Here is a 22,684-nt window from a genome sequence, read left to right as displayed (position 1 = left end):
TATATCGCGCTGTTACTCTTTCTGTCGGACAATAACGTCTTAAATTTAAGCACCTAGCAATGGCAGGTGCTTTATTTTTTTATAGCGCAAAGCCAACGATATACAATGGGCTAGCTCTTTAACTGGCACGGTTTGATTAAGCTTAAACACCAAAGCACGGTTACCTTCATAGCTAAACGTATCACCATAAAGCTCTTTGAAGGTTTCAATAAGTTTAGTTTTACAGTTAAAGTAAATACAAAATTGCTCAGCTGATTTTGGTTTGTGATCAAAACGAATGGTAGAGCCTATTTTTGAAATATAACTCGGCTCTCCCCACTTGAGTGTTTCTTCAAGTTCAGTGATGCCATCCTGCACAGCTACCTGCAAAATCAGACTTCTGATCTCATGTAATACAACCGCGATATTTTCAGGGTACGTCGTAAATTTTTGTTTAACACTCTGATGCATTTAACGCTCCTTAAAGAGTCGTAAAATTAGGCTATTTCGTTAACTCAAGTATTTTTACTTTGTTTATCTGTGCTGAGTAAATTTTGCCCTGCCACTTCGACTTTTTAGCTAACTATGCTGGCTTTTCTGAATGTTTCCAGATACCCGCGATCAATTAACGGCTGGCTCATACCGATAATGCCCTGTAATTTTATAGCGAAACAGCACGTCTTCACGCTGCGGCCCTGCGCCTATGTTATGCACTATCAATGGGGTTTTGTTATCTGCAGTGTATGTATCTACCACGATACCGATATGCGGCAAATTGCCCGGCAGCATCCACGTGACAATATCGCCTGCTTTATAGGTCTGAGCATTATTAGTTATGGGCAGTACTGTACCGTGGCGTTTAAAAAAAGCCTGTAAATTAGGCACGCGACGATGATCTATATTACTATCGGGTTTAGTAAGCCCCCATATTCTTGTTGATGGATAGACTGAAAAATTATCGCGCATATCTTCATGAACTAACTTTTGTAAATCGATACCCAATGCTCGGTAGCTGCGAATAATCACATCTGTGCATACGCCAATATTGGCAGGTACATCGCCATTTGGATAGGCAATACGGTGATAAGCGCCGTCATAGCGCACGCTTTGTGTTGTTCTATCATTTGCAGCGTTTACAAAATCATCAGCAAATGAGTTGGCTAAGCTATAAAAAGGGCTTAGCAGTAGCAATATGGACACTATCTTATTCATCAAAATCCTAGCGGTTTGAGCTGTTCCTTTTTTATATAGTTACACTGTATGTACATTTTGTAAATTATTTAAAAGATAATGATTCATAAAAAAAAGCCCAAGCAAATCGCTTGGGCTTTAATCTTTTTCAACGCTTCAATGTGCTAAATTACTTTTGCAATTTAATGCCATTAAAGTGCGCTTGTAAGTCTGTTACCAATGTTTGTTTTGGTAAATCTGCAAACGGTTTGTCGGCAAATTTGCTACCACGAAGCTGTACGTTTAAACGCGCAGCTTGTGGGTTTAACATAGTTTGCTGGTAGTAGTCTTTAATATCTGCAAGCGTGACTTTTTCAACTTCAGCGATTAACTTATCCTTTGAATCAAAATCAAAGTTTTCACGATACCAATCGCCAATAAGTGGGCCCATTTCATCGCTAAGATTTTTAGGCTGCTGTTTAAGCGACACTAATACGGCGTTTTTAAGTTGAGCAAACGTTTCTTCGCTCATGTTATCAAGCTCTACTGCATATTGCATTTTGAACTCTTCAAAACGCGCTTGCATGGTTTTTACATCTTTTACCGGGGTTTGAATAAACAAGCCAATCGCTGAGTAATCTTCAATCGGCCTTGCTAAACCACCAACCGCATACGCTAATTGCTCTTCAGTACGTAACTTGTCAAACGCGACGGTGCTAAAGTGACCTTGTAAGACTTGCGCTTGCGCTTTTTGCTTATAGCCTGCAATCGGGTGTACAGTCATATCAATGATAGCTACATCAGCCACATCAATATCTTTTTGCAATACAATCGTTTCGCCTGGTTGCGGTAACCACGCTTTACTGCGCGCAAATTCAGTGCTTTTATGCGCCGCTGGTAAAACTGCCGTTAACTCTTTAGCTATCGCTTCAACATCTGATTGGTTATAGTTACCATAAGTGAACACCCGCATTTCGTTATTAGCAAAGGTATGCTGTTTAAGCTGCTCAAAATCTGCAATGGTTAATGCTTTTGCCGTATTGATCAGTGCATCGGTGTCAAAGCTGCCTGTTCGTATTAATTTAGAGTACTCACCAAATGCTTGATAATAAGGGAATTGTTTTTGGGCGTTTAATAAATCACGTTGGTAACGATCAAGCGCTTGAGCAAAACCTTGCTCAGTTACTTGCACATCAATATTTGTCAGTGCTTGCGCGAGTAAAACATTTTGTTTATCGGTAAAACCACTCATTGAAAGGACAAGTCCGTTACTTGCTTCAAGGCCAACACTCATACCTGCCACGGCAGCTTCGGTACTTAGCTTGCTTTGTTGTAAGTTAAATAAGTCAGACCATACTGAATAAAGTACTTTAGCTTTGATATCCGTCAGAGCATCTGGGGTATTTAAGTAAACTTCGACCAAACCTTTCGGTTGCTCGGCAAAGTTTTGACTCGCTTGACGCCATACTTTTACGCCATTTTTATCATATACCAGCTTAGGGTGTTTTTGCTCTGCAAATTGTGCTGTTTTAATCGCAAAACTCTCAGGTAATAAACGATTTACCGTAGGTAATGCTAAGGCAAACTGACTAGGCTTACTCCAGCTGGCAATTTCAGCATCACTGATATCTTCAATGCGGTATTTACCATCGTAAAAATGCAATTGTGAATCGGTTTCTTCTTGCTGTGAGGTATACCAAATACGCAGAGTATCAGCATTGAGTTGCGCAAGTACGTTGTTGATCGCAGCTGCATCAAACTTAGCATAATAGAAAGGCGCATTAATAACGTGGTTTAGTGGATAATCTTGCATGCTACCAGTTAAATTACTGACATAGCCAAATTCATCGCCTTTTTCTAAAAATTGAAATTCATTATTAAGTGAAGTGCGAATTTCATTAAAGTATTTACTATCTACACCTTCTTTTTTGATCAAATCAATATATTGCATTATTGTTGCAACGATCGTTTCACGGTTTTTCATGCCTTCGTCTGTTAATTGCACATTAACCGTCAGCGCACCGTAATTACCATATTGGGTTGGCGCTGCCCCGGCTGAAAGTTGTGAAACCCAGCCTTTATCACGCAAAATTTGCGCCGGGCTACCTTGCATTTCATTGCTTAATAAGTATGCTACAAAACGGTTAGGTTTAACGGCAAACTCATTGCTGTTATCGGTAATAGTAAAATCAAGTTGTAACTCTTTTACGTCTTCATTTGGCGCGTAGTGAACGCGTTTTCCACCTACGTTATCAAAATCTAGCTTTGTGGTAACAGTTGGTTTGTCGATCTTTTTATCTTCAATATCAGCGAAGTATTTTTGTGCTTTCGCTTCCATTTCCGCAAGTGGTAGATTTGAAATCATTGCTACTTTCATAATGTTAGAAGAGTAGTATTTATTATAAAAATCAACGGTTTCTTTATGTAAAGAGCTACCGTCTTTATCACCTAATGTTTCAAGATTACCGATTAAAAAACGATTAGCTGGATGATCGCCCATCATTTGTCGGGCAAGCTTAAACTGACCAAAAAAATCCATCTCGCGACGCATTGACCATTCGGCGTTTACTGCGTTTTTTTCTTTATCGGTGTATTCTGGGTAAAGCTTAGGGGATTTAAAAAAGTCAGCAAAACGATCCAATGCTTCATCGTAAGCATCGTTATTTACTTCAAACATGTAATTAGTAATATCTAACCATGTATAAGCATTGTGGGCGCCGCCGTTTTTAGTCATAAAAGCAGAGTAACCCTTGGTATCTGGGTAACGATCTGTGCCTAAAAATAGCATGTGCTCTAAATAATGCGCCATTCCCTGCTGGCTGATTGGATCATGTAATAAACCAACACCCACACTCAATGAAGCTGCTGATTTTTCAGCAGTTGGATCCGACACTAAAATTACTTCAATCTCATTCGCAAGTTTAAGGGTTTTATATTGACGAGTATCGTTGGGACTTATTACCAGCGTATCTGAAAGTAATGACGTTTGCTGCTGTACCGCTGTGGTGGTAGTCCCGCAGCCACTTAATACTGCTAAAGCAATAGCGCTTAAAGTAATTATTTTTTTCATATTGAGAATGTGATCCATACTTATTTGTTGTTTGAATGATCGGTAAAATTCAAAAAGCTTGCAATCATTTTTCTAAATACTTTGTAACACATTGTGAATTATAAAGACAAACTGCTAGGCTTAAAGTTACGTTATTTATCAAATGAGACTCTTAATGGAAAAATATGTATTACTCGCGATGTTTTCTCAGGTACTACTCACTTTTACGGTAATGGTAGTCATGGGCCGCCGCCGTTTTAGTGCGGCGCGTAACAAAACGATTACTATGCAAGATTTTGCCACTATGCAATTAAATAATGCGGGTGATGATGTATATATTGCCGGTAGAAACTTTATTAATCAGTTTGAAATACCTGTGCTATTTTTTGTAGCCTGTTTAGCTGCTTTACAGCTCAATGCAGCGGGTTATGTATTTATTACTTTAGCCTGGGGTTTTGTGATTTCGCGCGTCATTCACAGTATTATTCATTTAGGCAGCAATAGCGTAAAACCTCGCTATTATAGCTTTTTGCTTGGCTGTTTACTGGTTTTAACTATGTGGGTGTTATTAGTAATGCGGGTATTTGCACTCTAAAGCGTTACGTTTGCTATCGGGACACATAACCCGATAGCAAGTATATACCTTTAAGCTGCGCGGCGGCGTTTAAAGCCAAGCAATAATAATGGTAGTAACCAGCTCATACTACCACTTGAGCTATCCCCATCATCAGGCTGAGTTGGAGTCGGATCGTCAATTAGCGTATTTTCTTTTGGAGATAAATTTACTGACGAATTTGGATCATCATCAAGTACCAGAACACTATTGATCGACACTAAATTAGCAATAGTCAACGTGGTATCTGCACTTGCACATTGGTCTTTAGTTAGATTAACTACCGGTATTTCACCGCAATGCACTAACGCAGAGATCTTATCAAGCACAGCATAACTATCTGCTGTAATCTGACCAAATACGGTAAAACCGCCATTTTGCTTATCTAAGTTTGCGCTATTATCTTTGAGATTAAAAAACCATTGACTTGTGGCACTATTCGCATTATTGCTTAATTTAGCCATGGCAATCGTGCCTTTTACATTCGATAATTCTGGCTCATTCACAACAGCTGGTGACGTTGTGATCGCTTTAAAATCATCGGTAAAAGTAAAGCCTCCACCTTGAATAATAAAATCCTTGATTGAACGGTGGATCACGGTTTGATTGTACGCATCACTTTGTATATAACTTAAAAAGTTCTCGACCGTTTTGGGGGTCTGTTGATCAAACAAATCAACCTTAATAGCACCTTGTGAAGTTTGCATTTCAACTACAGTTGCATGGCTTGCAAATGAGGTTGCGGTTAACAAACCGCATAGTAATAGTTTTTTCATTATTATATTTATCCTGAAGAATGTTGTGGTTATGTGAATTTAATGCAAATAGTAAAGAACTCTTGTGGAGATTACGATAGCAAAACGTACCTTTAAACAAATCAAACCGAATTGATTACATTTAAATTACATGTGGTTACAATGTGTTGTTATTCACTCACGTTATAAATAAATTTTGTTTAAAACGAAATCGTCTTAATAGCCGAGTTTATTTTGTTAGTATTATTTATAACAATAAAACACACACAACAGGATTAACAACTATGTCGTATGAAGAGCAACACATCTGTGATTTTGGTTTACACCAAGGAGAGGCGTACACTAAGTTACCGGCAAGCTTTTTAAACTGGATGGTGGGTAATAACCATGAAAAATCAGCATTAGCAGAACAAGAGTTACAGCGACGTCAATTAGCGGCAACTGGAAAGTTAAATTTCCAAGATGACATTAAAATAGAATAATTACGTTATTTTGCAATAAAACTAGTTTAAACTATGCGCTTAATAAATAGCACAACACTGACAACACGGGTCATATTATGCGCATATTACTTTCATTTTTCCTATTACTAAGCATTACTGCATGTAGTAATCATCAAACCTCCGTTCAACAAGCTGACACAGCAGATATTCACTATCTCACCATTTTACATACCAATGATAATCATGGCCGTTTTTGGCATAACGAAAAAGGTGAATACGGTATGGCTGCACGTAAAACCTTAATAGACCAGTTACGTGCTGATGCGCAGCAACAAGGTCACGCAGTGCTACTTCTATCTGGTGGTGATATAAATACAGGCATTCCAGAATCAGACCTGCAATTTGCAGAGCCTGATTTTAAAGGAATGTCATTAATTGGTTACGATGCGATGGCGATTGGTAATCATGAATTTGATAATCCACTGAGTGTTTTAAAACAACAGCAGCAGTGGGCAAATTTCCCGCTTCTTTCGGCTAATATAATTGATAAAAAAACCGGTAAAAATGCCTTCGAATCTTATAAGATTTTTAACAAACAGGGGCTGAAAATCGCCGTTATTGGTTTGACAACCACAGATACCGCTAAAATAGGCAACCCGCAGTATATCGGCGGACTTGAATTTCAAGAGCCCGTTGCAGTAACCCAAGCTTTAGCCGAGAAAATCAAAGCACAATATCAACCGGATATCACGATTGCAGTAACTCATATGGGTCATTATGTTGATGCGAATTATGGTATAAATGCACCTGGCGATGTTACCCTTGCCCGCTCTTTACCAGCTCATACCCTTGATATGATCATCGGCGGTCACTCACAAGAACCTGTGTGCATGGCAAGCGAAAATAAAAATGACGATAACTTTAAACCCGGTATGACATGTAAACCAGACCAACAAAATGGTACGTGGATAATGCAAGCTCATGAATGGGGTAAATATGTCGGCAAAGCCGAGTTTAAACAAGAAAACGGCGTATTAACCTTATTAGATTATAAACTATTGCCAGTTAACTTATACGTTGATAAAACGCAAGCTGATGGTTCAATTAAGCCTGAGCTTGCCAACGAATACATCAAACCAGACGCTGCCTTAAAAACATTTTTAGCTGATTACCAAGCCAAAGGTGCAAAACAAATTGAAGGTGAAATTGGTTATGTTGATGCAAAGCTTGAGGGCGATCGCAATAAAGTTCGTTATCAACAAACCAACTTAGCGCGCGTTATTGTGCAAGCACAAATGAATGTTGTTGGCGCTGATTTTGGTATCATCAGTGGCGGTGGCGTACGTGATAGTATTGCTGCAGGTGCAGTTAGTTATAAAGATATTTTAAAAGTACACCCTTTTAAAAATCGCATCGCGTATGTTGATTGGCAAGGCCAAGAGCTTTGGGATTACCTTGAGACTGTAACTAGTTTCCCACCGGATTCTGGTGCTTATTTGCAATACCACAAATTAAGCTTCGAGCGTAACGATAATGCGCTGACTAAAGTGATGATCAACGGCAAAGTTCTGGATAAAAACAAAACCTATCGCATGAGCATTAATAGCTACAATGCATCTGGCGGTGACGGCTACCCGATACTGATAAATCATAAAGGATTTGTCAGCACTGACGAAACAGATGCACAGGCATTGAAACGCTTCTTTATTGAAAATAGTCCAGTCAGAGCCATTGAATTTGCTCCTAAATAATCAGAGCTTACCTCACACAGTTTAAGTATTAGCAGTGTGAGGTTTTTATTCTGAACTAACTTACTAACCAGGTTAAGGTTATTTGCCTATCACCTCTATATCATCTGCTTTGATATTCGATAAACCATAACTATGTAACCGTGACCGAGAGCCTTCACCATGTGCCTTAGGAGGGTAATATTTCTCCTTCAGCTGTGAGTGTTCAATAAGTACCTCATCCAATGCAGCCCTAATTTCACTCAAGGTTTTTTCTAGACTGTTAGTAAAATTAGGCCGTTTACGAATAGTATGGCCAAGTTGTGTTAATCGGTAAAAATACTTATTAGCAAGTTCAATTAACTCATCCGGCACATCTTTGTTTTGATTAAGTATCACGTCCGGATTCTCAACGCAAAACTCGATTAAAGCCAAGTAAAAACACAGTGGTTTGTTAGCTAAGCCAGCTTTTATCTCAGCGTTATCATTAATAGCCAAAACTTTGGCTTGCAAATCAATCACTAGTTTCACTTGCACATTAATCAGTGGAAGTTGCTCTACTTGTTCTTTTAATGCTAAGTGTTTCAGCGATGTTCGGTTAATAAGTTCAGCCCACTTAGAAAATAAAAAAGCCAATAATAACAATACAATAAAGGCATAAATATCGCTTGTATGCCACCAACGCGTCTCAATTAAAAATGTAATCGCAACTTTTTGATCACTTGTTTCAAGATACTCTATCCGACTTTCGCGGCCATTATTTGTTAATGCCAGTGAGACATCATTGATGGTATTAACTTGAATTGGCTGTTGTATCAATTGCATATTCAAACGTTGTAGATAACCAACAATAGCATCATGATTACCCGAGTGTTTCAAAAAACGATTTGATAAGTCTAACCGAGGTAAATCTAGTGCAATTCGGTTTTCAATATCAGCCATTATTAAATCGTTATGTTGCGCCTGCTGCAGATAACTAGAGAGTTTAAACGTCAATAGCGCCGCACTAAAAATAAGCAGTGTCACGCCAAACAAGCGCTTATTATTCATCACGTTGCTCTCCTAAGAATTCAGCTTTACCCGCTGAACAATGCCAGTATGGTTCAACATGATTAAAATAAGTAGACACTTGCTGCTTAGATAATTGGATTAATTGAGATTGGATAGCGCACAGCAAATCAGTGTTCTCATGCTGCATTTTAAAGTACCAACGTGTGCCTATTACATTATCGCTGATTGGAGTTATATAATTTTTAGAAAAATGCGCCTGATCTGCTTCCTTCCAAAAAGAGGCTATTAAATCAACCTGTCCATTGGCTAATAACTCCCTAAGCTCATTATGTGAACTGGCGTAAGTAATTTTTAAATTTTCAAGGTTGATCCCTAAATCTTTAAACTTTTGTTTAGGTAGTATATGCCCCGATCGGCTTGTAGGATAATCAAGTAAGCCAATCCGTTTCCCCAAAAAGTATTGCTTGTTAATTTTTGGCTTTTCTTTAGCTGAAATAAAAAACGCAGTATAACTTGGAAAGCCAACCACAGGCTGGTAGTTATAGGTCGATTCAGCTTTGAAGGCTGACATAATGTTGTTTTTTGCTAAAATTAAATCAGCAATACCTTTACCAATGAACTCAATGCTATCGGCAGTACGGTAACCCCATAAAGCGATCACTTCGCCATATTGTTTTGCTACAACGGGATCGTCACACAGGTTTTGTGTTAAAGAACGAGCAACCTTTTGCGACGAGGCATAGACAATTAATTGCAATTGGTTTTCTGTTGCCCTCGTCTGACAGCGACTAGATGTTTCAATTAAAGGCTTCAAGGTCCCCGTTGATGTAACCACACTCAGCTGGCCACTGAGCCAAACCAACAAAAAAAACAGTAACAAAACAGTAACAAAGAAGCTGTGTTGCAAAAGCAGCTGTTTAATTTTCAAAAGTTCAACAATCCAAAACGATTCATCCTCCTATTTGACCAATTTAAATTACTTATTACAACAAGTAATTTTACCCAAAACAGTTAAGCTTATGAATTGAAAGAACTATCAATGGGAAATTATGAATTTCTTTGAGTCCTTCCTATTTATCTCAAAATCAGGACAATTCGCGCTATAGAAGAGGCCGCTCTTGTCAAATAAGATCATTGAGGAAAACACAAATGTTACGCAAAATTACACATGGATTTAGTTATCTTTTAGTCGGCGCAGTACTTTTATCATCACAAAATGTATTGGCTTGGGGACAAAATGGCCACAGAATTGTCGGTAAAATTGCCGAAAATCACATAACAGACGCAACTAAAGCAGAGCTTAAAGAACTTTTAGAAGGGCAAAGCCTAGCGCAAATTGCTACTTGGGCTGATGAAATGCGCTCTGATCCGAGTCCTTTTTGGCAAAAAAAATCTTCTCGTTGGCATTACATCAACGCGCCAAGCAACTCAACTACATTTACTCACAACCACGATGAAAATTTAAATAAAGATAATGTAAGCAACATTCTTGAAGGGATGTATTTTGCCATCGATACACTAAAAAACAAAAACAGCTCAATAGATGCCAAACGTTTTAGCTTACGCTTTCTTGTTCATTTAGTTGGCGATAGCCATCAGCCGTTTCATGCCGGACGTGCAGAAGACAGAGGTGGTAACCGTGTTAACGTTACCTTTTTTGGCCAGCCAACCAACCTGCACTCATTGTGGGACACTAAATTAATCGAAAATGAGAACCTATCATTCACTGAATTCGCGCAGTTTATTGATACTAATAATGCAGAAATAATTGCTGAGTACCTAGCCAGTTCACCAGAACAATGGGTAACAGAGTCACACAATTTAGCTGACAAACTATACAAGCTAAATAATGACGAGATTGGCTTTAGCTACATTTACGAAAACACACCGATTATTAAAACTCGCTTACAACAAGCCGGTATTCGATTAGCAGGATTATTAAATACGTTATTTGATAGTTCAGCAAAACCGTTAGCAAAGGCACTTAAGATGTCAGCTAACACAAACAAGTAATAAACCTTAACTTTCCACGGGAATCAACAAAATGAATAAGCTTCGCCTTTCGAAATTAACTGGGGCTGTGATCCTAGCCTTAGGTGTTTCTACAAGCGTAATGGCAGCAGATACCTCATCCGCTATGCGTGGTAAAATTACTACACCTTCTGGCACTGCAGCTGCAAATGTGAAAATTAAAGTTATTCACCAACCAACTGGCACTGTAAGCGAATTAACAACCAATGAAAGCGGTACCTTTATTGCCAATGGTTTACGTGTTGGCGGCCCTTACACTGTGTTTATTGATTCAGACCAATTTACCGATACCATGCTTGAAAATATATATTTAGAACTGGGCGATACATATCGTCTTAATTCTCAGCTTCAAGCAGCTAACATCGAAAAAATTGAAGTATCAGGCTATAAAATTATTCAGCAATCTGGTGGTTCAAGCAGTACCTTTGGCGAAGATACAATCAATAACATGCCAAGCTTTAACCGTGACATTAAAGATATTGCCCGTCTAAATCCTTTAGCAAGTATCAATGGTAATGGCGAGTTAACTTTTGCGGGGAGCAACCCTCGTACTAACGGTCTAACTGTTGATGGTATTGGTCAAAACGATGACTTTGGTTTAAATTTTGGTGGCTACCCGACGTCTCAACCTCCCGTTTCACTTGACGCAATAGAGCAAGTTTCAGTTGACGTATCGCCTTTTTCAGCTTCTAAAGGTAACTTTGGCGGCGGTACAATAAACGCCGTAACGAAGTCTGGTACTAATGAATTCAAATTTTCAGGTTTCTATGAAACATCTACACCGGATATGGCCGGCGATGTTCAAACAATTAAAGAAGAAGATACTGATAAAGCCGGTTATAAAACTTATTCAACGAATAAAGTAAAACCGATTCAAACTGAACAACGTTTTGGTTTTAATGTCGGTGGCGCAGTTATTAAAGATGAACTATTTTACTTTGTAAACTACGCACAGTGGTCAAGTGAGCAGGATTTAGATTATGGCTTTAAGGATTCTGGTGCTGCAAATGAATTTAAAATAACAGAAGACAGCTACAATCGTTTTATTGCTATTTTAAATGACGAATATGGTTTAACCGATTCATTAGCAGGCGCGCCTGAAGACACCAACAAAAATTTATTAGTTAAACTTAGCTGGAATGCCAGTGATGAGCATCGCCTAGATTTCACATATCAATGGCAAGACGATCAAGCTGAGAAAAATGAGAGTAAAGGTGGAAATAGAGTAGTCTTAAAATCAAATACATATGCATATGTTACTAAGTTTAATAATTTTGCCACTAAACTTTATTCTGATTGGACTGAAGACTTTTCAACAGAGATTGGTATTGCCTATAAAGATGTGACCTCTGACAGTATTACTCGCTCAAACTTAGGTAGCATTACCGTAGAAGAAAATGGCAGAAAGGGCCCTAACTTTAATTTTGGTACTGATAGATATCGCCATGCGAACAAATCTGAAACTGAAAACTTAACACTGACACTTGATGCAACTTATCTAATGGACGAGCACGAGATAAACTTTGGTGCTCAATATGAATCACTTCGTTTATATAACTTGTTTGCTGAAAACTCATTAGGTACATGGAAATTTACTAGTCTAGAAAATTTTGCAAACCGCGAAGTAGGTGCTTATGATTTCTCTTATCAAAATGCGTACACTAATAATTCAGCAGATACCGCCTATGATGTAACTCGTAGTCAATTAGCTTTATATATTGAAGATACCTTTTACTTAAATGATGACTTAGAAGTGACAGCTGGCCTTCGCTATGAGCGCTTATCATCTGATGATAAACCGACTCTTAATGAAAGCTTTCTAAGCACCTATGGTTTTAGTAATCAAGAGAACCTTGATGGTTTAGATATTATTCTACCTCGCGTTGGCTTTAAATATTATGCAACTGAAGCATTAACTATTAACGGTGGAATTGGTCGTTTCCAAGGCGGTATTCCAAATGTCTGGTATAACAACTCATTTCAAAAAGATGGTATTACCCTCGTTTCTGCACCAAATAGTGTAATAAACGACTACTACCAAAATAACCCAGCAGATATCACTCAGGTCCCTGATGTTATTAAAAATTCGTTAGAGCAAGGCGCAGGAAGTACTGCTTACATTGATCCTGATTTCAAGTTACCTTCAAGTATTCGCGCTCAAGTTGGCTTTGAATATGAATTTGATTCTGAACTATTAGGTAATGGCTTTAAATGGCAGGCCGAAATTGCTTACCACAAAAAAGAAAATGAAGCTGTATGGCATAATACCTCTATCCGTCCTATCGGTTTAGCGGCTGACGGCGAGCGTGTAATTAATGAAACCATCTACAGTGGTGCATTGAAAGATAATGTTGATATTGCAATGACTAATTCAACCGACGATGGTCGCTCTATCATTATCTCTACTGGTATTGCTAAAGAATGGGATAACGGTTTATTTGTTTCTGCAAGTTATGCTCATCAAGATGTTACTGAGTCTTCTGTTGGATCAGCGTCGCAAGCCGAAGGTAACTATAAGCACAATATTACTGCTAATCGTAATCAAGATGTGGCAGCACGTGGCTTTTATGAAGTTGAGCATAGTTTCAAAATTAACTTAGGCTACAATGCTGAATTTATTGCCGGTTATGCGACTAAATTTAATATGTATTTTGAACGCCATTCTGGTCGTCCATTTAGTTATACAATGAATATGCATAAAGATGCTCACTTAGGTGACACAAGTTCTTTATTTAGTAGCAGTGCTTATTTGGCCTATATTCCAACGGGTGCTGATGATGCGAATGTCAATTGGGCTGATTCTGAAATGAATTGGGCACAATTAGCAGAGCGTTTAGATCGCGCAGGTATCTCTCAACGTGGCGGCATTATCGGTAAAAATACTGGAACGCAGCCTTGGGTTACCACCATGGACATCAGCATTAAACAAGAAATCCCTGGCTTTGCTAACGGCCATAGTGGCGAGCTATACCTTATGATTGATAATTTCGCTAACCTACTTAATAGCGATTGGGGTATAGAAAAAAGCTTGGGCTATTCAGACCAATCTATTTATGATTTTGGTGGTCTTGATGACCAAGGACGCTATATTATTGATAATAGCTTTGGTGGAGCTGATGTAAGAAACTATAGCCAAATAACGAGCTCATCAACATGGCAAGCTAAGATTGGTATCAGCTACAAGTTCTAATTTTTAACTCTATGTAAAACCCGCTTTTAGCGGGTTTTTTTATGCATAAAGCACTGGGTTTCATACTTTTGTCATATTTAATGAGTAAATTGACCCATGGGTACTAAATTGCTCGAAAAACCGCAATTTTGTTCTAAACTACTTTTATTACAAATTTATGTGCAATGTAACTTATTTGTAATGAAATAATAGGGTACAATTTAGCTGCTTGGAAAATCCGAGCAAATTAATACCAAAACTAAAAAATATTACACCTTACACGGGAAATAAATAATGAAAATTCAACTCCGCAAAACAGCACTTTCACTTGCTATCGCAGCTTGTGTTGGCGTAAGTGGCGCAGCGTTTGCAAATGAAACTGCATCATCTGTAAAAGGCCAAATCACAGGTCCAAATGGCAACCCAGCCACTGGTACTCAAATTACTATTATCCACTTACCTTCTGGTTCAACAAAAACAACAACAGTAAATGAACAAGGTAACTTTTCTACAAAAGGTTTACGCGTAGGCGGCCCATATAAAATCATTGTTGATTCTGATAAATATGAAGATACTCAACTTGATGATGTTTATTTAACTCTTGGTCAAACTTACCCAGTAACTGTTGCACTTCGCTCGCAACAAATGGAACAAATCGTTGTTAGTGGCGCACCAATTAGCGCTCAATCAGGCAGCACAGGTCCAGCTGCTTATTTCACTTTAGATGATTTAGAAAACAAACCAGCTATTAACCGTGACTTAAAAGATATTATTCGCGCTGATCCACGTATCTATATCGATGAAACAAACGCTGGTGCTATCAATTGTGGCGGTGGTAACCCACGTTTTAACAGCTTAACTGTTGACGGCGTTCGTATGAACGATAACTTTGGCTTAAACTCAAGTGGTTACCCTACTGAAAGAATGCCTTTCTCGTTTGATTCAATTGCACAAGTTGCAGTAGAACTTGCACCATTTGATGTTCAATACGGTGGTTTTACTTCATGTAACATTAACGCCGTAACAAAGTCAGGTACCAACGAAATCACTGGTGGTTTCTTCTATGATTATACCAATGACTCAATGTCAGGTGACTCAATTGAAGGCGAGAAACAAGAGCTTGGTGATTACTCAGAAAAACGTTACGGCTTTAACGTAGGCCTTCCTCTTATTGAAGATAAGCTATTCTTATTCACTTCTTATGAGAAGCTTGAAGGCGCTGAGATTTTCGAATATACGCCATTTGTAAACAAAAGAATTGACCAAGCAACTATAGATCATATTACCCAAATCGCTAAAGACACGTATAACTATGATCCAGGTACTATGATACCTAGCATGCCCGTTGAAGATGAAAAAATCTTAGTTAAACTAGATTGGAACATAAACGACGAACATCGTGCAAGCTTTGTATATAACTACAATGATGGCTTCTCAATCGCTCAATCGGATGGTGGTTCAAGCAGATTATCTCTGTCTAATCATTTTTATGAACGTGGCGCAAAACTTGAGTCATATGTAACGTCATTATACTCAGATTGGACTAATGATTTCTCAACTGAAGTACGTGTAGGCTATTCAAAACTTGATAACCGTCAAAATTCACTTGATGCAGCATCTGGTTTTGGTGAATTTAATGTGTTTACTGGAAGTGTTAATGTTTACTTAGGTCCAGATGATTCTCGCCAATCAAACGTATTAAGTTATGATAATTTATCACTCAAATTAGGTGGTACATATTACCTTGAAGACCATGAGCTATCATTTGGCTATGAGCGTGAAGAACTCGATGTATATAATTTATTTGTAGCGCATTCGGAAGGAGAATATCAATTCTTTTCAATTAAGGATTTTGAAGAAGGTCTAGCTCGCGTTTATTACGGCAATGCCGAAAGTCAAAACCCTGACGATGCAGCAGGTGAATTTAAGTACGCATTAAATACGTTATACTTCCAAGACAAATTTGATCTAATTGATTATGATGTAACATTTACTGCAGGCCTTCGTTATGATTGGTATACAAGTAACGATAAACCTACCCATAATCAAAACTTTGAAGACCGTTATGGCTATTCGAATAGCCAAAACCTTGATGGGGTTGACTTACTTCAACCACGCTTAGGTGTTAACTGGATATATAATGATCAGTTAGAATTGCGCGGCGGTATTGGCTTATATTCAGGTGGTAACCCTAACGTATGGATTTCTAACAGCTATTCAAACGATGGTGTTCGTAATGTCCAAGTTAATCAAAAAAATATGCAAATCCTTGGTCCGGATGCTGTCGCATTCAATGGCACAGGTCAACCTGGTTACGATATTCCACAAGGCTTATATGATAAAGTAGGTCAAGGTGGCGCAGATGCTCCAGTAAATGTGACAGATCCTAACTTTGAGATTCCATCAGAATGGAAATTCTCACTAGGTGGTACTTATATCACTGAAAGCGATTATGTGTTTAATGTTGATTATCTTTATACCGATAAGCAAGACTCAGCCATTGTTAAAAACATATCGTATAACAAAACTGGCACAGCACCAGATGGTCGCCCTATTTATAATGGTGGTTCTGACTTCTTGCTAACCAATGTTAAAGGTGATGATGCTTACTCGCATATTCTGTCTCTTGCAATGAATAAGTCATTTGATAATGGCATTGACTTTGCTCTTTCTTATGCATATACAGTGTCTAAAGATGTTAACCCGATGACTAGCTCTGTAGCATTTTCTAACTATCATTACGTTGCGGTGTCTGATTCTGAAAACCCAGGTGTGGCAACATCTAACTATGAAATTCCGCACCGCTTTACAATGAGTTTAGCGTATAGCCATGAGTTATTTGATGGTTACGAGACTAAGTTCAACTTATTTGGTCAAGCTCAACAAACCACGCCGTATTCTTATGGTTTTGATGACAACAATAACTATGCTCTTGGATATAATGGTGCTGCGCGGCAATTATTATATGTACCAACACTTGACGACAGCCAAGTTGTGTATGGTGCTGACTTTGATCAAGCAGCCTTTAATGAGTGGGTTGAAAGCGAAGGCCTAACTCGCGGTAAAATCAATAACCGTAATAGTATTGATGGTGATTGGTGGGTTACGTTCGATTTCAAAGTTGAGCAAGAATTTATGGGCTTTACTGATGATCAAAAAGGCTCAGCATACTTTGTTATCAAAAACATCGGTAACATGCTAAATGACGATTGGGGCGTGCTGAAAAGCGGCAGTGCATTACAAAGTGCTGTAACGACTGAAATTGTTAATGGTCAATACGTTTACACCAGCTTTAATGATCCAGCAGGTGCAAGTGTGGAAACTAAGCCGTCACTTTGGGAAATGCGTGTAGGTGTTAAATACACATTCTAATTTGCTAAGGTAACTTACAAATTAAATTAATTTTAAAGCCCATCTTTTGATGGGCTTTTTGTTTTATTCATCTAATTTACTAGTTAACTTATCTAAACAACTAAGCAAGGTTTGATACTCGGCTTGAGTTAAAACATCCAACAGATTCTTCTCCCACGCTATAGCAGCTGAGGCTAATTGCTGATACAAGCCCAACCCTTGCTCACTCAACGCTAACAAGCTGGCGCGTTTATCTGCTGGATCGATTAAGCTCACTACATAGTGTTTATCTATCAATCCCTTAATAGCCCGCGATACCGTGGATTTATCCATTGCTGCTTGCTCGCACAATGCTTTCGCGTTGCTTTGTCCAAACTGGGCTAAATTAAACAAAATACGCCACTGAGGAATGCTTAAATCACTTTGTTGTTGATACACGGGTGCAAACTGTTCACTCATTTTACTGGCTAAGTTAGCCAGACGATAAGGTAAAAATGTCTCTAAATCGAGAGCCATAACGGCTATGTCCTGTTAATTTACAATCATGTTTAAGTGTCCATAAATATGTACAGTGGCAAAAAGCATGATGTTTGAATTTAGTCTCACTTGAGAGTATCTTACAGTAAAACATAAAGGAGTCGAGTGATGACCAGCGAATTAAAATATATGACAGGATTTGGCAATGAGTTTGAAACCGAAGCTCTGCCTGGCGCATTGCCTATTGGGCAGTTTAGCCCGCAAAAAGTAAAATACGATTTATACGCTGAACAATTTAGTACCACCGCATTTACCGCGCCGCGTGCTGATAACCGCCGCACTTGGATGTACCGTATTCGCCCATCGGTTGTCCAAAGTGATTACAGCGCAATTGATAACGGTTTAATTCGCACCGCTCCAATTACCGAAGTCCCAACTCCACCTACTATGCTTCGTTGGGATCCAATTGATATTCCAACCACGCCAACCGATTTCATTGATGGTTTGATCACTATGGCTGCAAACGGCAGCGCCAATGGCCAAACAGGAATTGGCATCCATGTTTATGTAGCGAATAAATCAATGACTGATCGTTATTTTTATAATGCCGACGGCGAAATGTTATTTGTGCCGCAGCAAGGTCAGTTACTGCTGAAAACAGAATGTGGTAATTTAACGGTTAAAGCGGGTGAAATCGCAGTGATCCCGCGTGGCATTAAATTCCAAGTCGTTTTGCTCTGTGATACTGCTCGTGGTTATATCTGTGAAAATTATGGTCATGCTTATGTGTTAGCTGAGCGCGGCCCAGTGGGAGCCAACGGCTACGCTAACGACCGTGATTTTCAATACCCTGTTGCTGCCTTTGAAGATAAAGAAGGTGAGTTTGAGTTGGTTGCTAAGTTCAACGGTAATATGTTCCGCTGTGATATAGGCCACTCCCCTTTAGATGTTGTAGCCTGGACGGGCAACAGTGCACCCTATAAATATGATTTAGCACGTTTTAATGTAATGAATACAGTGAGCTTTGATCATCCGGATCCGTCTATTTTCACAGTACTGACATCACCATCAGGCACAGAAGGCGTTGCTAATATTGATTTTGCAATTTTTCCTCCACGCTGGATGGTGGCAGAAAACACTTTTCGCCCACCCTATTATCACCGCAATATTATGAGTGAATTTATGGGCTTAATTGAAGGCGTGTACGACGCCAAAGAGCACGGCTTTGTACCAGGAGGCATGAGTTTACATAATTGTATGTCACCGCATGGCCCAGAAGCTGATGTATTTGAAAAGGCCTCTAACGCAGAGCTTGAACCGCAACGCTACGAAAATACCCTCGCGTTTATGTTTGAATCACGTTACGTTATTTCACCAACAAAATACGCATTAGAAGGCAAAGAGCGCCAACCTAACTACACTGATTGCTGGCGAACTATTAAAAAACACTACAGTGGCCCACAAGGATAATTGAACCATGAAACTTTATACATATTTTCGTTCATCTGCCGCATATCGCGTTCGTATTGCGCTTAATTTAAAAAATATTAAGCATGAGTTAGTAACTGTTAACTTACTAAAATCTGAGCAACAAGCACCTGAATACCTAGATAAAAACCCGCAAGGGTTATTACCTGCGCTGGAAACCAATGACGGTGTACTCGCACAATCGATGGCAATTTTAGAATACCTTGAAGAAACACACCCCGACACACCACTATTATTTGGTGATGCCTGGCAAAAAGCCCAGATCCGTAATTTATGTTATGCCATTGCCTGCGATATTCATCCTATTGATAACCTACGGGTACTGAAATATTTAAGTGGTGAACTTGGTGCTGACGATGCAATCAAAAATACCTGGTATCGTCATTGGGTAGAGGTTGGTTTTGAAAAAATTGAACAGCTACTTGATCATACAAATGAATATTGTGTGGGTGATAAACCTAGCCTTGCTGATGTGTGTTTAGTGCCGCAAGTATTTAATGCTTATCGTTTTAACGTCGATATGACTGCGTATCCGAAAATAGCAGCCATTTATGAACGTTGTAACAAGCTTGATGCATTTATTGATGCTGCACCACAAAACCAACCGGATGCAGCCTGATATTTTTTAATTACCCAACGCACTGTGTAGCACGGTTACGTGCTCTATCAGATCTAAGCCCAGATCGGTTAAGTAACCGCCATCTGGGCTATCTATAATACCTTTATCAAACAATCGTTGTGCCGCGCTTAATAAGCTTTCATCAGCATCACTATGTAACTTAATACCTTGCATTTTACTGGTTAATGGAAATTTTGCTAACAGTGTAAATTCGTCAATCATCGTTTGTTTAAATTGCATGTGTTCACCTTGTCTTTAGAAAATTATTTTTGTGGATTTTACCCTAACACATTTTATGGCCAAGTCACCCTAAAACCCTAAGTGGGCTGGTTTAAACGCATTTAATTGCAACTGAAACTAGTATTTTGGGGTAACTTAGGTATAAGCTTAGTGTAGTTATTTTTTAATGCAAAGGCTAAATATGCGAATTATAACGATTATAGGCATCTGTTTTATCAGTGTAATTTACTCGGCTAATAGTTTCAGTAATAATCAAAAACCGGCCTTGTTTCTTGACGCAAAAAATAAAGTTAGCGAGCAGCAACTATGTTGGTTTGAAGATCAACGCTACAGTGAAGGTGCGATTATTTTAATGGCTAATGTGCGGGTGATCTGTGCAGCAAAAAACCCTCATCACAATAATAGCGCGTTAAATTGGTTAATGCTCAACGAGCAAAATGAAATTATTTACCCAACCGCCCCTAAAACAATTCGCGTTAATTAATAGAATTGGTATCAACGCACAGTTACGTTACAATAGCAGCGACTTTTATCAAGCAATAGTGACTTATGAATCAGCAAGCAAACAACCCGTTACATGGCATTACACTCGAACAAATAGTAGTAAAACTCGAGCAAACACTTGGCTGGAAAGCAATGGGTGAGCATGTTGATATTCGCTGTTTTAAATCTGACCCAAGTGTAAAATCGAGCCTTAAATTTTTACGTAAAACACCTTGGGCGCGTACCAAGGTCGAGCAGTTATACCTCGATAACTGTGTCGATGCACAACCGCAAAACAGCGGTTTTGTGTGGCCTAGTATTAAAAAGAAGTAACAGCCATTGCGCGTTATAGCTTATAACGCGCAACAAGTTCAGTTACTCGACCTGCTCTGCACAGATCACCGCCAGTGATTGCGGAGTAATTTCAATGATCAATTTATCAGCACTTTTAACTTCACCATCAAGTACATATTTTATTTCCTGAGTCGCCGATATTGCAACGCGGCGCGCATTGGTATGATGTGAATTAATCGCAAAATGTGCTTGGGTAATACTGCTAAATACCAGCTCAGCAATACTTAATACATTGGCTGATGCGTCTTGGTTTGGAGTGAGCCAATTAACATCGAGCAAGCCATCGTAATGATCTGGCTGTCCCCCACCTTGCGCTAGTAAAGTAGTAAAAGGTGCAGCATTAGCGACAATTAAACTATTGGTATGTATTTGCTGCGGCTCGTTATCATCTAGCTGTACGGTGAAATCTTGGGCTTTTTGTTCGCCTAAAGCTTGCCAGAAGCCCTGTAAATATGCGAACTGACCAAGCTCATTTTTAGTATCCCGATCGGCTTTTTCAATCATGTGTTGTTCAAAGCCAATCCCTGCTAACAGCAGCATTAACTCACCATTGCAATATGCTGTATCCATTTGCTTGGTTTGCCCTTCAATAATCAAATCACATGCTACTTCCACAGGGATCAACTTTGACTTAATTCCCATTAACACATGTGCTAGAGCATTGGCCGTGCCAAATGGGATAATACCTAATTTACAGTCTGTGTTTACCAAAACACTTGCCACTTCTGCCACGGTGCCATCGCCGCCGCAGGCGATGATCATATCTGGCTTATCAGCTATCGCTTGTTTGGCCAACACAATCCCATTTTTCTCGACTGATGTGATCATCACTTTTAAGTTATAATAAGCAGATAAACGCGCAACAATTAAATGCTCTTTTTGCTGCCATAACTTAGTGCCGGAAACTGGATTGGCAATTAATACCGCTTTATTTTTGATTAATAACTCACCCTTTCTATGGCGTTTAACTAGTTGACGTAGTTGGTGTTTATTTAAATTAGCGGTTTCGCGTGTTTCTTTTATTTGCGCAAGCACTTGATGTACATCAGCCTCCTTATTTTGACTGAGTAAATAAGCCGCCATCACAAACACTGAACGACCACGACCCAACGCACAATGCACCACCACACGACGATTATCTTTAATATGATGGGCAATCCAGTTAATCGCTTGATTAAGCTGCGAACGTGTTGGGACTCGATGATCAAGCACTGGGATATTTAAATAGTTTATGTTTTCTTGTGTTGATGACCATTCAAGTCCATCAAATTCACAGGTTACATCTAAAATCGCGGTAATACCGTTATCTTTTAAAGTATCTATATCTGAAGGGAATAAGCGACAGGCTAAAAATAAGTGTTCGTTAATTTGTTGTAATGGCGGTACTTTATCGTGCTTTCGGCTCCACGCGTTATAAACTTGTGCCCCCAATAAAAAAGGTATGAAAGCCCAACGAATGTAAAACGGGATAACACCGTTTTCTCGTTTACGAAAAATTTTTGCAATATTAAAAAAATAGGCACCGCTTACCAGTAATAAAGATAAAGCCGTCCAATAGAATAGCAGCGAAAAATAGCTAGGACTAACCTGCCACCCCATAATGATAAATACAATTGCCAATAATAAGTAACTTATTGCGGCCCACATAAACGCTCCTTTTGTCGTTAGTTATACCCAAATAGAAATGCAATCTATGCGCCACTAAAAAAATCAAATGGAAATAAA

General features: G+C 38.9%; 19 protein-coding genes. 10 read left to right on the top strand and 9 right to left on the bottom strand.

Annotated elements, in window-relative coordinates; all coding sequences use genetic code 11:
• Positions 1-45: 45 nt before the first annotated feature.
• The 3 genes from H5232_RS12340 to H5232_RS12330 form a co-directional block, all read right to left on the bottom strand.
• Positions 46-450 (bottom strand): DUF1801 domain-containing protein, encoded by a 405-nt coding sequence (locus tag H5232_RS12340; protein ID WP_182760763.1) that lies wholly within the window; start codon positions 448-450, stop codon positions 46-48.
• A gap of 150 nt (positions 451-600) precedes the next feature.
• Complete coding sequence (locus H5232_RS12335) at positions 601-1,191, bottom strand: DUF1287 domain-containing protein (RefSeq protein ID WP_182760764.1); 591 nt, start codon at positions 1,189-1,191, stop codon at positions 601-603.
• Positions 1,192-1,339: 148 nt separating this feature from the next.
• A complete protein-coding gene (locus H5232_RS12330; protein WP_182830941.1) occupies positions 1,340-4,219 on the bottom strand; it encodes an insulinase family protein in 2,880 nt (959 codons plus the stop codon).
• 154 nt (positions 4,220-4,373) lie between these two features.
• Here H5232_RS12330 and H5232_RS12325 point away from each other — a divergent pair, with 154 nt between their 5' ends.
• Entirely contained in the window at positions 4,374-4,793 is a 420-nt protein-coding gene (locus H5232_RS12325; protein WP_182739512.1) for an MAPEG family protein, read from the top strand.
• A 50-nt stretch (positions 4,794-4,843) separates the two neighbouring features.
• Here H5232_RS12325 and H5232_RS12320 read toward each other — a convergent pair whose 3' ends face one another.
• Entirely contained in the window at positions 4,844-5,587 is a 744-nt protein-coding gene (locus H5232_RS12320; RefSeq protein ID WP_182739511.1) for a peptidylprolyl isomerase, read from the bottom strand.
• 263 nt (positions 5,588-5,850) lie between these two features.
• On the opposite strand from H5232_RS12320, the gene H5232_RS12315 reads away from it, so the two are divergent.
• A complete protein-coding gene (locus tag H5232_RS12315; protein ID WP_145234351.1) occupies positions 5,851-6,048 on the top strand; it encodes a hypothetical protein in 198 nt (65 codons plus the stop codon).
• Between the two features lie 77 nt (positions 6,049-6,125).
• A complete protein-coding gene (gene ushA, locus H5232_RS12310; protein ID WP_182830940.1) occupies positions 6,126-7,760 on the top strand; it encodes a bifunctional UDP-sugar hydrolase/5'-nucleotidase UshA in 1,635 nt (544 codons plus the stop codon).
• 78 nt (positions 7,761-7,838) lie between these two features.
• On the opposite strand, the gene H5232_RS12305 is transcribed toward ushA, so the two are convergent.
• Together H5232_RS12305 and H5232_RS12300 are read right to left on the bottom strand one after the other, a co-directional pair.
• Complete coding sequence (locus tag H5232_RS12305) at positions 7,839-8,786, bottom strand: hypothetical protein (protein ID WP_182739535.1); 948 nt, start codon at positions 8,784-8,786, stop codon at positions 7,839-7,841.
• Positions 8,779-9,675 (bottom strand): PhnD/SsuA/transferrin family substrate-binding protein, encoded by an 897-nt coding sequence (locus tag H5232_RS12300; protein ID WP_182717580.1) that lies wholly within the window; start codon positions 9,673-9,675, stop codon positions 8,779-8,781. Before H5232_RS12300 ends, H5232_RS12305 begins: the two co-directional genes overlap by 8 nt.
• A 221-nt stretch (positions 9,676-9,896) precedes the next feature.
• Between H5232_RS12300 and H5232_RS12295 the strand changes: the two genes are divergently transcribed.
• The 3 genes from H5232_RS12295 (at position 9,897) to H5232_RS12285 (ending at position 17,319) form a co-directional block, all read left to right on the top strand.
• On the top strand, positions 9,897-10,760 hold the full coding sequence (locus H5232_RS12295) for a S1/P1 nuclease (RefSeq protein WP_182717581.1): 864 nt from the start codon (positions 9,897-9,899) through the stop codon (positions 10,758-10,760).
• A gap of 31 nt (positions 10,761-10,791) precedes the next feature.
• The gene (locus H5232_RS12290; RefSeq protein WP_182717582.1) at positions 10,792-13,968 is read left to right on the top strand and encodes a TonB-dependent receptor; all 3,177 of its coding nucleotides are present in this window, start codon (positions 10,792-10,794) and stop codon (positions 13,966-13,968) included.
• A 273-nt stretch (positions 13,969-14,241) separates the two neighbouring features.
• On the top strand, positions 14,242-17,319 hold the full coding sequence (locus tag H5232_RS12285; RefSeq protein WP_182717583.1) for a carboxypeptidase regulatory-like domain-containing protein: 3,078 nt from the start codon (positions 14,242-14,244) through the stop codon (positions 17,317-17,319).
• 63 nt (positions 17,320-17,382) lie between these two features.
• Here the strand turns inward: H5232_RS12285 and H5232_RS12280 are convergent, their stop codons facing one another.
• The gene (locus H5232_RS12280; protein ID WP_182717584.1) at positions 17,383-17,814 is read right to left on the bottom strand and encodes a MarR family winged helix-turn-helix transcriptional regulator; all 432 of its coding nucleotides are present in this window, start codon (positions 17,812-17,814) and stop codon (positions 17,383-17,385) included.
• A gap of 129 nt (positions 17,815-17,943) precedes the next feature.
• Here H5232_RS12280 and hmgA point away from each other — a divergent pair, with 129 nt between their 5' ends.
• Both hmgA and maiA read left to right on the top strand, forming a co-directional pair.
• A complete protein-coding gene (gene hmgA, locus H5232_RS12275) occupies positions 17,944-19,245 on the top strand; it encodes a homogentisate 1,2-dioxygenase (RefSeq protein WP_182739508.1) in 1,302 nt (433 codons plus the stop codon).
• Positions 19,246-19,252: 7 nt separating this feature from the next.
• Complete coding sequence (maiA, locus tag H5232_RS12270; protein ID WP_182739507.1) at positions 19,253-19,882, top strand: maleylacetoacetate isomerase; 630 nt, start codon at positions 19,253-19,255, stop codon at positions 19,880-19,882.
• A 6-nt stretch (positions 19,883-19,888) separates the two neighbouring features.
• Here the strand turns inward: maiA and H5232_RS12265 are convergent, their stop codons facing one another.
• Positions 19,889-20,122, bottom strand: a complete 234-nt coding sequence (locus H5232_RS12265) for a TIGR02647 family protein (RefSeq protein WP_145234371.1) — start codon at positions 20,120-20,122, stop codon at positions 19,889-19,891.
• A 181-nt stretch (positions 20,123-20,303) separates the two neighbouring features.
• Between H5232_RS12265 and H5232_RS12260 the strand changes: the two genes are divergently transcribed.
• Together H5232_RS12260 and H5232_RS12255 are read left to right on the top strand one after the other, a co-directional pair.
• Positions 20,304-20,606: a DUF1496 domain-containing protein gene (locus tag H5232_RS12260; protein ID WP_182717587.1), complete on the top strand. Its 303-nt coding sequence runs from the start codon at positions 20,304-20,306 to the stop codon at positions 20,604-20,606.
• A 65-nt stretch (positions 20,607-20,671) separates the two neighbouring features.
• On the top strand, positions 20,672-20,938 hold the full coding sequence (locus H5232_RS12255) for a VF530 family DNA-binding protein (protein ID WP_145234376.1): 267 nt from the start codon (positions 20,672-20,674) through the stop codon (positions 20,936-20,938).
• Positions 20,939-20,980: 42 nt separating this feature from the next.
• Here H5232_RS12255 and H5232_RS12250 read toward each other — a convergent pair whose 3' ends face one another.
• Entirely contained in the window at positions 20,981-22,606 is a 1,626-nt protein-coding gene (locus H5232_RS12250) for a diacylglycerol kinase family protein (protein WP_145234378.1), read from the bottom strand.
• Positions 22,607-22,684: the final 78 nt, after the last annotated feature.

Origin of the sequence: Pseudoalteromonas sp. SG41-5 (assembly GCF_014164495.1) — a bacterium.
GTDB classification, from domain to species: Bacteria; Pseudomonadota; Gammaproteobacteria; order Enterobacterales; family Alteromonadaceae; genus Pseudoalteromonas; species Pseudoalteromonas rhizosphaerae.
This window is presented reverse-complemented; position numbering and strand designations above follow the sequence as displayed.